Annotated in this window: 13 protein-coding genes, 1 other RNA gene and 1 pseudogene; 6 read left to right on the plus strand and 9 right to left on the minus strand. The window is 61.0% G+C overall.

What is annotated here, in order from left to right; genetic code table 11:
• Positions 1-140 precede the first annotated feature (140 nt).
• The 7 genes and pseudogenes from J2Y86_RS16625 to J2Y86_RS16655 all read right to left on the minus strand — a co-directional run bounded on the left by J2Y86_RS16625 (position 141) and on the right by J2Y86_RS16655 (position 7,680).
• The gene (locus J2Y86_RS16625) at positions 141-1,757 is read right to left on the minus strand and encodes an ABC transporter permease (protein ID WP_253433524.1); all 1,617 of its coding nucleotides are present in this window, start codon (positions 1,755-1,757) and stop codon (positions 141-143) included.
• 231 nt (positions 1,758-1,988) lie between these two features.
• Complete coding sequence (locus J2Y86_RS16630; protein WP_253433528.1) at positions 1,989-2,993, minus strand: extracellular solute-binding protein; 1,005 nt, start codon at positions 2,991-2,993, stop codon at positions 1,989-1,991.
• Between the two features lie 226 nt (positions 2,994-3,219).
• Complete coding sequence (locus J2Y86_RS16635) at positions 3,220-4,437, minus strand: 2-octaprenyl-3-methyl-6-methoxy-1,4-benzoquinol hydroxylase (protein WP_253440338.1); 1,218 nt, start codon at positions 4,435-4,437, stop codon at positions 3,220-3,222.
• Positions 4,438-4,446: 9 nt separating this feature from the next.
• Positions 4,447-4,551: pseudogene (locus J2Y86_RS16640) on the minus strand (tetrameric acyl-CoA thioesterase); the annotation flags it as partial.
• Positions 4,552-4,573: 22 nt separating this feature from the next.
• On the minus strand, positions 4,574-5,761 hold the full coding sequence (gene ubiH / locus J2Y86_RS16645; RefSeq protein WP_253433531.1) for a 2-octaprenyl-6-methoxyphenyl hydroxylase: 1,188 nt from the start codon (positions 5,759-5,761) through the stop codon (positions 4,574-4,576).
• Positions 5,758-7,092, minus strand: a complete 1,335-nt coding sequence (gene pepP / locus J2Y86_RS16650) for a Xaa-Pro aminopeptidase (protein WP_253433535.1) — start codon at positions 7,090-7,092, stop codon at positions 5,758-5,760. Before pepP ends, ubiH begins: the two co-directional genes overlap by 4 nt.
• A gap of 27 nt (positions 7,093-7,119) precedes the next feature.
• Entirely contained in the window at positions 7,120-7,680 is a 561-nt protein-coding gene (locus J2Y86_RS16655; protein WP_253433538.1) for a YecA family protein, read from the minus strand.
• Positions 7,681-7,873: 193 nt separating this feature from the next.
• Here J2Y86_RS16655 and J2Y86_RS16660 point away from each other — a divergent pair, with 193 nt between their 5' ends.
• The 4 genes from J2Y86_RS16660 to J2Y86_RS16675 all read left to right on the plus strand — a co-directional run bounded on the left by J2Y86_RS16660 (position 7,874) and on the right by J2Y86_RS16675 (position 9,299).
• Positions 7,874-8,083: a TIGR02449 family protein gene (locus J2Y86_RS16660; protein ID WP_003213954.1), complete on the plus strand. Its 210-nt coding sequence runs from the start codon at positions 7,874-7,876 to the stop codon at positions 8,081-8,083.
• Complete coding sequence (locus J2Y86_RS16665) at positions 8,080-8,397, plus strand: cell division protein ZapA (RefSeq protein ID WP_007942435.1); 318 nt, start codon at positions 8,080-8,082, stop codon at positions 8,395-8,397. Before J2Y86_RS16660 ends, J2Y86_RS16665 begins: the two co-directional genes overlap by 4 nt.
• A 30-nt stretch (positions 8,398-8,427) precedes the next feature.
• Positions 8,428-8,606, plus strand: a non-coding RNA gene (gene ssrS / locus J2Y86_RS16670) — 6S RNA.
• Between the two features lie 87 nt (positions 8,607-8,693).
• Positions 8,694-9,299 (plus strand): 5-formyltetrahydrofolate cyclo-ligase, encoded by a 606-nt coding sequence (locus tag J2Y86_RS16675; protein WP_253433541.1) that lies wholly within the window; start codon positions 8,694-8,696, stop codon positions 9,297-9,299.
• 34 nt (positions 9,300-9,333) lie between these two features.
• Here J2Y86_RS16675 and J2Y86_RS16680 read toward each other — a convergent pair whose 3' ends face one another.
• The gene (locus J2Y86_RS16680) at positions 9,334-9,486 is read right to left on the minus strand and encodes a hypothetical protein (RefSeq protein ID WP_017341390.1); all 153 of its coding nucleotides are present in this window, start codon (positions 9,484-9,486) and stop codon (positions 9,334-9,336) included.
• A 201-nt stretch (positions 9,487-9,687) separates the two neighbouring features.
• Here J2Y86_RS16680 and J2Y86_RS16685 point away from each other — a divergent pair, with 201 nt between their 5' ends.
• Positions 9,688-10,140 (plus strand): EVE domain-containing protein, encoded by a 453-nt coding sequence (locus tag J2Y86_RS16685; RefSeq protein ID WP_253433546.1) that lies wholly within the window; start codon positions 9,688-9,690, stop codon positions 10,138-10,140.
• Between the two features lie 114 nt (positions 10,141-10,254).
• On the opposite strand, the gene J2Y86_RS16690 is transcribed toward J2Y86_RS16685, so the two are convergent.
• On the minus strand, positions 10,255-10,662 hold the full coding sequence (locus J2Y86_RS16690; protein ID WP_253433549.1) for a flagellar basal body-associated protein FliL: 408 nt from the start codon (positions 10,660-10,662) through the stop codon (positions 10,255-10,257).
• A gap of 150 nt (positions 10,663-10,812) precedes the next feature.
• Here J2Y86_RS16690 and J2Y86_RS16695 point away from each other — a divergent pair, with 150 nt between their 5' ends.
• Positions 10,813-11,790, plus strand: a complete 978-nt coding sequence (locus J2Y86_RS16695) for an NADPH:quinone oxidoreductase family protein (protein ID WP_253433552.1) — start codon at positions 10,813-10,815, stop codon at positions 11,788-11,790.
• Positions 11,791-11,870 lie beyond the last annotated feature (80 nt).

Below are 11,870 nucleotides of genomic sequence, written 5' to 3' on the forward strand. Positions count from 1 at the left end.
GGCGTGGCGAGGGTGCGGCCGGTGCTGCACGGGGTGAAAGCCTTGAAATAGAAGGCTTTCAGCCGATTTCAGCTACCGGGTCTGTAGGACGGACCGCACCGAATGCCGCGCATTGTAGCCTCAAGGTGTAGGACTGGCACCTAGGTGTTTCGATGCGCCGAACGTCGAATCAATCCGATGACCGGTAATAACCCCACCAGAACCAACGTCAACGCCGGCAATGACGCCCTCGCCCACTCACCTTCGCTGGTCATTTCAAAGATGCGCACGGCCAGCGTGTCCCAGCCAAACGGGCGCATCAGCAGGGTCGCGGGCATTTCCTTGAGCACGTCGACGAACACCAGCAGCGCTGCACTCAATGAGCCGGGCAGCAGTAACGGCAGATACACTTTGAAAAACAGTCGTGGCCCACTGACTCCAAGGCTACGTGCCGCTTCGGGCAAAGATGGCCGTATTCGCGCCAGACTACTTTCCAGCGGTCCATAAGCCACCGCGATGAAACGCACCAGATAGGCCAGCAACAACGCCGACAGACTGCCCAACAGCAACGGTTTTCCGGCGCCGCCCAACCACCCTGACATCGGAATCACCAGCTCGCGATCCAGATAACTGAAGGCCAGCATGATCGACACCGCCAGTACCGAACCCGGCAATGCATAACCGAGGTTGGCCAGGCTGACACCGGAACGAATCGCCCGGGTCGGCGCCAGGCGCCGGGCAAACGCCAGCACCAGGGCAACGCTGACGGTGATCAACGCCGCCATGCCGCCCAGGTACAGCGTATGAACAATGAGCCCGGCGTACCGCTCATCCAGATCGAAACGCCCGCGCTGCCAGAACCACACCACCAGTTGCAGCACCGGAATGACGAAGGCGCAGGCAAACACCAGCCCGCACCAACTCATCGCCGCCAACGCCTTGAAGCCGCGCAGGTGGTACAACGCCTTGACCCGCGGCCGCTCATTGCTCGCCCGATTGGCACCACGGGCACGGCGTTCGCCGTACAGCACGACCATCACCACCAACAGCAACAGACTGGCCAGTTGGGTGGCGGTGGAAAGGCTGAAGAAGCCATACCAGGTTTTGTAGATGGCGGTTGTGAACGTGTCGAAATTGAACACCGACACGGCACCGAAATCCGCCAGGGTTTCCATCAGCGCCAACGCCACGCCGGCACCAATGGCCGGGCGCGCCATCGGCAGGGCGACTCGCCAGAACGCCTGCCACGGCGACTGCCCCAGGACTCGCGCCGCTTCCATCAGCCCTTTGCCCTGCGCCAGGAAGGCGGTACGTGCCAACAGGTAAACGTAGGGATAAAAGACCAGCACCAGAACGAGGATGACACCGCCCGTGGAACGCACTCGCGGTAACCGTAGGCCGCTGCCGAACCATTCGCGCATCAGGGTTTGCACGGGGCCGGCGAAATCCAGCAGGCCGACGAAAACGAAAGCCAACACATAGGCGGGAATAGCGAACGGCAGCATCAGTGCCCAATCCAGCCAACGCCGGCCGGGAAATTCGCAGAGGCTGGTGAGCCAGGCGAGACTGACGCCCAGCAGCGTGACACCGACACCCACGCCGAGTACCAAGATCAGCGTGTTGCCCAGTAGCCGCGGCATCTGCGTGTCCCAGAGGTGCGACCAGATTTGATGATCGATGGTTTGCCAGGAGAGCAGCAAAACGCTGAGGGGTAGCAGGACCAGCGCGGCGATGGCGAAGACCAGGGGATACCAGCGGCGTTGGGCGGGGTGGGCCAAGGAAGTTCTCTAGTCAATGCGGGCCACTGGCCGGGAAGCCAGCGATTTTACTCTGTGGCGAGGGGGTTTACCCCCGTTCGAGCGCGAAGCGGTCGTAAATTTGCCTGACGCATTTTTGCTGAAAAAATGAAGTAGCTGATATTAGGGCTGCTTCGCAGCCCAACGGGGCGGTGCGACGTTTCGATAAACCCCCTCGCCACAGGTAAGCCCCTCACTACAGTAACAGTGGACTCAGTTCCAGCCAGCCCGATCCATCAAGCGAATCGCTTCAGCCTGACGTTTGCCGGCGACTTCAACAGGCAACGTATCGGCAACGAACTTGCCCCAGGCGGCGACTTCCGCGGACGGCGACACCGCGGGGTTGGCCGGGAATTCCTGGTTCACGTCGGCAAAGATCTTCTGCGCCTCAGGCGTGGTCATCCACTCCACCAGGGCCTTGGCGGCTTCCGGGTGCGGCGCGTGCTTGGTGAGGCCGATGCCCGACAGGTTCACATGCACGCCACGATCGCTCTGATTCGGCCAGAACAGCTTCACCGCCAGATCGGGCTTCTGCTTGTGCAGACGGCCATAGTAGTAAGTGTTGACGATGCCGACGTCGCATTGGCCGGCGTTGATGGCTTCCAGCACCGCGACATCATCGGAGAACACGTCGGTGGAGAGGTTGTTGACCCAGCCCTTGAGGATCTTCTCGGTCTTGTCGGCGCCATGTACTTCGATCATGGTCGCCGTCAGCGACTGGTTGTAGACCTTCTTCGCCGTGCGCAGGCACAGGCGGCCTTCCCAATTCTTGTCGGCCAGACCTTCGTAGGTGGTCAACTCGCCCGGCTTCACCCGGTCCGTGGAGTAAGCGATGGTCCGCGCCCGCAGGCTCAGGCCGGTCCAGGCATGAGAAGCCGCGCGGTACTGCAGCGGAATGTTGGCGTCGATGGTTTTCGAGGTGAACGGTTGCAGGATGCCCATCTGCTCCGCTTGCCACAGGTTGCCGGCATCGACAGTCAGCAGCAGGTCGGCGGTGGCGTTCTCGCCCTCGGCCTTGATGCGCTGCATCAACGGCGCTTCCTTGTCGGTGATGAACTTCACCTGCACACCGGTTTTCGCGGTGTACGCATCGAAGACCGGCTTGATCAGCTCGTCGATACGCGAGGAGTAAACCACCACCTCGTCAGCGGCCTGGGCAGCGGTGCTGCCGATCAGGGTCAGGGCGAGTGCGGTCAGTAGACGCTTCGGTGCCAACATGGGAGCGGTATCTCGATTTGAAAATTGAGGCCAAATGATAAGGACTCACATTTAGGTTCTCAATCGATCAGTTTGCGGAGGAGTTACCAGATGTTGCACGGGTTGGAATGTGTTGTGGATGTACCGACGCCTTCGCGGGCAGCCACGCTCCTACAGGTCAAGGCACCTGTAAATCCTGTAGGAGCGAGGCTTGCCCGCGAAGAGGCCATCAGCCTCAATAAAGCTGTCAGGCCTTGGCCAGCGCCGGCAAATCCCCGATCAACCCCAACGCCTCACGCACAAACAACGCCTTGGCCTCAGGCATCTGATCCACCATCTTCAACCCGGCATTGCGCAACCAGCGCACCGGCAATGGATCGGCCTGGAACAACCGCTCGAAACCTTCCATCGCCGCCATCAACGCGAGGTTGTGCGGCATGCGCCGGCGCTCGTAACGGCTCAGCACTTTCACATCCGCCAGCCGCTCGCCACGCTCAGCTGCCTGCAATAACACTTCGGCGAGCACGGCGGCATCGAGGAAACCAAGGTTCACGCCCTGCCCAGCCAACGGGTGAATGGTGTGTGCCGCATCCCCGATCAGTGCCAGGCCTTCTGCCACGTAGCGCTTCGCATGACGCTGACGCAGCGGCACACAAAGACGCGGATCGGCGCTGAGCACCGAACCCAAACGACCCTCAAAGGCCCGCTCCAGCTCGCGACAGAAGCTTTCGTCATCCAGCGCCATCAAACGTTCGGCTTCACTCGGCGTGGTCGACCAGACGATCGAGCACCAATCCTGCTGACCGTCCCGCTCCAGCGGCAGAAACGCCAATGGACCCTGATCGGTAAACCGCTGCCAGGCCGTCATTTGGTGCGGTTGTGAACTGCGCACGCTGGTGACGATGGCGTGGTGCAGATAGTCCCACTCGCGCGTGGCCACACCGGTCAGGCGTCGCACCGCCGAGTTGGCACCGTCCGCCGCGATCACCAATGGCGCACGCAAGGTGCGGCCATCGGCCAGGGTCAGCAGCCAGTCGTCGCCGGAGCGGCGCATCTGCTCCAGGCGCGCATTGGCCAGCAATCCCAGGTCGCAGTCGTGCAAGCGGTCGAGCAAGGCGTCCTGAACCACACGGTTCTCGACGATATGTCCGAGCACGTCGGCGTGAACACTGGTGGCCGAGAAGTGGATCTGCCCGGTGCCGCTGCCGTCCCAGACGTGCATGTCGATGTAAGGGCTGCTGCGCCGGCTGGCAATGCCATCCCAGACACCGAGGCGTTCAAGAATCCGCTGACTGGCCGCCGACAGGGCACTCACTCGCGGCTCAAACGGCGCCTGCCCGTCAAAGGGTTTGACGGTCATCGGGCTGCCGTCCAGCAGCAGGACTTCCAGCCCGCTGTCCTGCAACGCCAGCGCCAGGGCGCTGCCGACCATTCCGGCCCCGACAATCAGCAGATCTGCGCGCATTTCCATGCTTTAAGCCTGTCTCGCTTGCGGCTTGAGCCGCTCGTAAAGGGTTTTCCGGACCCGCACCACCAAGGTGCCGGTGCCGTCATGAATATCGACCTGCAATGGCGCCAGGCAGTGTGCTTCAGTCAGCCCCTCAAGCATCGGGACGCGTACCCAGGCCCATGGCCTGTCGGGCGAACCAGCGCTTGGCGGGCGGGAGCAGATCGAGGCCGAGCAGGCCAAGGTTGCGCCCCAGGGAAACCAGCGGTTGGGTGCTGCCGAACAATCGCGTGACCTGATCGGAGAACCCCACGGTCAGGTTCTGATCCAGACGCTGGCGCTCGCGGTAAGCCTGCAAGGTCGCAAAGTCGCCGGGCGCTGTCTCGCTCGCCAGCAGCGCATCTGCCAACGCCTGCGCATCACGCAGGGAAAGATTGAAACCCTGGCCGGCAATCGGGTGCAGGCTGTGGGCGGCGTTGCCGAGAATCGCCAGATGCGGGCGCACCTGTTCTTCGGCCTCGATCAACGTCAGCGGATAAAGATGCCGCGCGCCGACCTGTTTCAAGGTGCCGAGGCGATAACCGAACACACCCTGCAATTCGCTGAGAAAACTGCGCTCATCAAGGGCCGCCAACCGTTGCGCATCCATGCCCAGACGGGTCCAGACCAGGGCGCAGCGGTTTTCCGGCAGCGGCAACAACGCCATCGGGCCGTCGTCGGTGAAACGCTCGAACGCCATGCCGTTGTGCGCTTCGCTCGGGGTGATGTTGGCGATCAGCGCACTCTGGTTGTACGGGCGTTTCTTGATGCCGATCCCCAGTTGCTCGCGCAGGCCGGAACGGCCGCCATCCGCCAGCACGGCGAGATCGCATTCCACGGTGGTTTCATCATTGAGGGTCAGGCGATAGCCGTCGGTCAGCGGCTCCATGCGCGTGACTTCCGCCGGGCAACGCCAGGTGACCACGTCCTTGTCCAGGCCTTGCCACAGGCATTGGCCGAGCCAGGCATTTTCCACCACATAACCCAGCGCCGGCACGCCCTCTTCCATCGCCGACAGGCGCGCCGTGGAGAAGCGCCCGCGGTCGGACACATGGATCTGCTTGATCGGCTCGGCGCGGCGGGAGATTTCCTGCCATACGCCCAACCGTTGATAAATCTGTTTGGCGCCGTAAGACAGCGCCGAAGAACGGGCGTCATAGCTCGGCTGGTACGTGTCGCCGGGGGCAAACGGTTCGATCAGCACGATCTTCCAGCCGCGTGCCTTGGCCCCGGCTTGCAGCGCCAATGCCAGGCTGGCGCCGACCAGGCCGCCACCGATGATTGCCAGATTGGTTCGACTCATGCCGCTTTTGTCCGCGCTTCAGCCATCAAGGCCTCGATCTCGGCGACCGTTTTCGGTACGCCGCTGGTCAGGATTTCACAGCCGTTTTTGGTCACCACTACGTCGTCCTCGATACGCACACCAATGCCGCGCCATTTCTTCGCGACGTTCTGGTTGTCCGGAGCAATGTAGATGCCCGGTTCCACGGTCAGCGCCATGCCGACTTCCAGCACCCGCCATTCACCGCCGACCTTGTACTCGCCGACGTCATGCACATCCATGCCCAGCCAGTGGCCGGCGCGGTGCATGTAAAACGCTTTATAGGCTTCGCTGGCGATCAGCTCGTCGACGTCGCCTTGCAGCAGGCCCAGTTTCACCAGCCCGGCAGTGATGACTTTAACCGTGGCTTCGTGCGCCTGGTTCCAGTGTTTGTTCGGGGCGATTTCGGCGAATGCCGCTTCTTGCGAAGCCAGCACCAGCTCGTAGATCGCCTTCTGTTCCGCGGAATACTTGCCGTTGACCGGCCAGGTGCGGGTGATGTCGCTGGCGTAGCAGTCGATTTCACAGCCGGCGTCGATCAGCACCAGATCACCGTCCTTGAGCAGCGCGTCGTTCTGCTGGTAATGCAGGATGCAGCTGTTGCGCCCCGCCGCGACGATCGAGCCGTAAGCCGGCATCTTCGCCCCGCCCTTGCGGAACTCGTAATCGAGCTCGGCTTCCAGACTGAACTCATGCAACCCGGCCCGGCTGGCCTGCATCGCGCGGATATGCGCCTGGGCGGAAATCCGCGCGGCTTCGCGCATCACCTTCACTTCTGCCGCCGATTTATACAGACGCATGTCGTGAAGCAGATGATCCAGCGCAACGAATTCGTTCGGCGGCTGGGCGCCGAGGTGCGCCTTGGAGCGGATCACGTTGATCCAGTCCATCAGGTGTCGGTCGAATTCCGGGTTGCTGCCCATGGCCGAATACACCCGGTCGCGGCCTTCGATCAGGCCCGGCAGGATGTCGTCGATGTCGGTAATGGGGAAAGCGTCGTCGGCACCGAAGTCGCGGATCGCGCCTTCCTGACCGGCGCGCAGGCCGTCCCAGAGTTCTCGCTCGGCATTGCGCTCCCGGCAGAACAGCAGGTATTCGCCATGCTCACGACCGGGCATCAGCACGATGACGGCTTGCGGCTCGGGGAAACCGCTGAGGTACTGGAAGTCGCTGTCCTGGCGGTAAACGTGCTCGACATCGCGATTGCGGATGGCAACCGCGGCGGCGGGCAAAATGGCGATGCTGTTGGGTTCCATCTGCGCCATCAAGGCCTTGCGGCGACGGCTGTATTCCGATTTCGGGATATGAATCATGGGCAGATGGCTTTTCCTGGCTCGCGATTAATGCAACGACGGTTTGGCGGCAGCGGGAGCGTCCGGCTTTTTGGTTTCGGAGAACAGCAACAGCGGCGCGACACGCAGGTATTCCATCACTTCCATGTAGTCGCTTTCGCCGTCGTCGGATTCTTCCAGCGCGTCTTGCACCTGGGCGATGGCCGCCAGATCCTGCAACACTTCGGTGGCCTCGGTGCTCAGCATGCTGCTGTCACGGCAGTTCAGGCCGAAACCGCTGAGGAAGCCCTGGCACCATTGGCCCAGTGCGGCGGCTCGGTCAGCCAGCGGCTCGTCATCGGTCGGCAGCAGCAGAACGACGGTCACGTCGTCGCCGGTGAGCTCGCCCTTGACCATCTCTTGCAGGCCGATCAAGGCATTGCGAACGTTGTCTTGCGGCTCGCCTTCGAGCAGCTCGGCGGCATCAACCAGCCAACCTTCGGCATCGAAGCCGGCACCGGCGCAACTGCGGCCGAGCAGCAAGCCATGCAGTTCGGCAGGCGAGACGTTATGACCGCTGGAAGTCAGCAGTGTGGCGAAGGCTTGGTACGGAGAATTCTGAATGGGCATGGGCAGCTAGGCGCCAGACGGCGCTATGTCTAGAATGAAGGCCTTGTATCCTACATCGACTCCTCTGTAGGAGCGAGCTTGCTCGCGATGGTCGCCAACGATAACGCTGGGTACCTGATACCCCGCGGCGTTCTCGGGTTCATCGCGAGCAAGCTCGCTCCTACGGTCCGACACCCATCAGACAGTGAAGACAATGGAAGACACCGACCTGCAAGCGCTGATGGCCAGACTCGAACTGCTGATTAATCGAGTCGAGCAACTTAAGAGTCAAAATGGACTCCTATTAGCTCAGGAAAAGACCTGGCGCGAGGAACGCGCTCATCTCATTGAAAAAAACGAAATCGCGCGGCGTAAGGTCGAATCGATGATTTCGCGCCTCAAGGCCCTGGAGCAAGACTCATGAGTTCAAGCAATAGCGTTACCGTGCAGATCCTCGACAAAGAATATTCGATCATCTGCCCCCAGGAAGAGCGCAGCAATCTGGTGAGCGCTGCCCGTTACCTGGACGGCAAGATGCGTGAAATCCGCAGCAGCGGCAAAGTCATTGGCGCCGATCGCATCGCGGTGATGGCTGCGCTGAACATCACGCACGACCTTCTGCATAAAGAAGAACGCCCGGATGTGCAGGCCAGCGGTTCGACCCGCGAGCAGGTTCGCGACCTGCTGGATCGCGTCGATCTGGTGCTCGCCACCGATCCGGACGTCACCAAGGGCTGATTCGCCGAACCGCTTGGGTTATACTCGCAACACTCCCTGGGGTGCTTGCCAGTTGACCACGTCCCTGAGCCGATTCGCACTACCCTGGAGGCTGCACGTTGGGCTGGTGTGCATGTCCGCTAGACGGAAAGCCTTAAAGCCTACTGCATCTTCCACCTTGAACTTTCGGGTTCAAGGGCTAAGTCAGCAGCGGTTCATCCGGGGAGCCTGATTCCAGTCCGATGCCGGTTTAGATACCGGCATCGGCTTTTTTACGGGTACGCTTTGTGTACCCGACCCTTCTGAAGCCCGAATCCATGACCGAACCTGCGCTGCTGCCCCGCCCGCAACTTCGACGCATGCTGCGCAAGGCCCGCCGCGCACTGACACCCAGTCAGCAACGCCAGGCCGCTCGCGGGCTGTACAAGCAACTGGCCCAGCAGCCGTTGTTCCGCCGTGCCAAACATATCTCCCTGTACCTGCCCACCGACGGTGAAATCGACCCGCGTCTGTTGCTGCGTGCCGCGCAACGTCGAGGCAAGGCGACTTATTTGCCGGTGCTCAGCGCCTGGCCGCGAACCAAAATGGTGTTCCAGCGGATTCGTCCTGGCGAAAAACTCAAGCCCAACCGTTTTCGTATTCTCGAACCCCGGCACAACCTCGCCCGGCAACGCAAAGTCTGGGCGCTCGACCTGGTGCTGTTGCCGTTGGTGGGCTTCGACGACGTCGGCGGCCGACTCGGCATGGGCGGTGGTTTCTACGACCGCAGCCTGGCGTACCTGGCGCGACGGAAAAACTGGCGCAAGCCGACGCTGTTGGGGCTGGCCCATGAATGTCAGAAGGTCGAACGATTGGCTCAAGCGAGCTGGGATGTGCCGCTGCAAGGAACGGTGACGGACAAGGCCTGGTATTACGCAGGCTAGACGCCACTGGAATCAGCGGCGTCGAAAAGCAGGTTCAGCGCTTGAAGGCTGACGGCTGTTGTTGCTGCGCGATTTCAACCGGCGCATCGGTCTTGTTGTTCCACAGGCTTTGGGCATAGCCAGTGGTCACGACGCCAAGGCCGAACAAAATAACCAATATCCATAGTAAATCCGGTTTGCGTTTCATCGATTGCCCCCCAAAGGCACATCAACACGATGACAGCAGCGGTTTCCGTTGTAGGTGTAGGCCGTGCAGCAGCGTCAAGCTTAGAAGGCCGGCATTTTGCGACAACGTGAACCGACACGCAAACGCTGGCGTCAACCGACTGTCGGTTTGTCATAAAATTGCCGGACAACTTGCCCACCTGATTCGCAAGGAGCAAAAACCATGGCCTATTGGCTGATGAAATCCGAGCCCGACGAACTCTCGATCAAAGGTCTGGAGAAGCTTGGCAAAGCGCGCTGGGACGGGGTTCGCAACTACCAGGCGCGGAATTTTCTAAGGGCTATGGCCGTCGGCGACGAGTTCTTCTTCTATCACTCCAGCTGCCCTGAACCCGGGATTGCCGGGATCGGAAAGATTATCGAAGCGGCCTATCCGGACCCGACCGCGCTGGAGCCGGAGAGTCATTATTACGATCCGAAGGCCACCGCCGAGAAAAACGCCTGGAGCGCGATTGATGTCGCGCATGTCGAGACGTTTTCCAGGGTGTTGAAGCTGGATTATTTGAAGCAGCAGACAGCGCTGGCAGAGATGCCGCTGGTGCAGAAAGGCTCGCGGCTGTCGGTGATGCCGGTAACGGCGGAGCAATGGGCGGCGGTAATTGCTTTAAGACCTTGATTGATTTATTGCCTGAAAGAATGCCTTCGCGAGCAAGCCCGTTCCCACATTAGACTGCGATCAAATGTGGGAGCGGGCTTGCTCGCGAAGAGGCCGGCCCGAACAACAAATTTCTTATTGGATGATCAGGTTGTTGAACAACAAATCCTCAACCACCGGCTTGCCCGTTTCGTCATTCATGATCTGCTGGGTCTGCTTCAACGCTTCCTGACGCAGCTTTTCCTTGGCCTCGACGTTGTTCATCGCCTCGGTCGTCTGCTGGGCAAACAGCGCCACCAACTGATTGCGAATCAGCGGCTCGTTGGCTTTCACCAGTTTGGTCGCCTCGTCGCCGGTCACCCGCAACGCCACATCAGCCTTGTAAACCTTGAGCTTCGGCGTGCCGTCCAGCCCATAGTTACCCACGAACGGTGGGCTCAAGGTGATGTAGTTAACCTTCGGGGCTGCACCTTCTTTGGCTTCTTCAGCCACTGCTGCCACAGGCAGAGACAGGGCCAGCAACAACATGATCCACGCTTTCACAATTCGCTCCTTATCCGGTTTGCGGCCTAGCATAACGACCCGCCGCGCAAGCACAAGCTTATGGCTGACTATCAGGGCGGGGCATGCTCGTTGACCCGTCGACTCACACACCTACACTTATCGGCCATCACTCCCAAAGGAATAGCCCTGATGAAAGCCGTGCTGTGCAAAGCCTTCGGCCCTGCCGAATCGCTGGTGCTGGAAGACGTCGCCAGCCCTGTCGCGAAGAAGAATGAAATCCTGCTGGACGTGCACGCCGCCGGGGTGAATTTCCCGGACACGCTGATCATCGAGGGCAAATACCAGTTCAAGCCACCCTTCCCGTTTTCCCCGGGTGGCGAAGCGGCCGGCGTGGTCAGTGCCGTGGGCGAGAAAGTCAGCCACCTGAAAGTCGGCGACCGGGTCATGGCCCTGACCGGCTGGGGCAGTTTCGCCGAACAGGTCGCCGTTCCGGGTTACAACGTGCTGCCGATCCCGCCGTCCATGGACTTCAACACCGCCGCTGCTTTCAGCATGACTTACGGCACCTCGATGCACGCGCTCAAGCAACGCGGCAACCTGCAACCGGGTGAAACCCTGCTGGTGCTGGGCGCATCCGGCGGTGTCGGCCTGGCCGCCGTGGAAATCGGCAAAGCCATGGGCGCCCGCGTGATCGCCGCCGCCAGCAGCGCCGATAAACTGGCCGTGGCCAAGGCTGCCGGCGCCGATGAACTGATCAACTACAGCGAAACCAACCTCAAGGACGAAATCAAACGCCTGACCGACGGCCAGGGCGCCGACGTGATCTACGACCCGGTCGGTGGCGACCTGTTCGACCAGGCCATCCGCGCCATTGCCTGGAACGGCCGGTTACTGGTGGTCGGCTTCGCCAGCGGACGTATTCCGGAATTTCCGGTCAACCTTGCACTGCTCAAGGGCGCCGCAGTGGTCGGAGTGTTCTGGGGTTCGTTTGCTCAACGCCAGCCGCAGGACAATGCGGCGAACTTCCAGCAGCTGTTTGGCTGGTTCGCCGAGGGCAAGTTGAAGCCGCTGGTGTCGCAGGTGTATCCGCTGAGCAACGCGGCGCAGGCAATCAATGATCTTGGCCAGCGCAAGGCGGTCGGGAAAGTCGTGGTTCAGGTTCGCTGAGCCGTCGCTGATACAAAAAAGGCCAGAACAACTGATGAGGTTGTTCTGGCCTTTTTCGATATGTGACTGGAAAACAGACA

Source organism: Pseudomonas migulae, from assembly GCF_024169315.1.
Taxonomy (GTDB): domain Bacteria; phylum Pseudomonadota; class Gammaproteobacteria; order Pseudomonadales; family Pseudomonadaceae; genus Aquipseudomonas; species Aquipseudomonas migulae_B.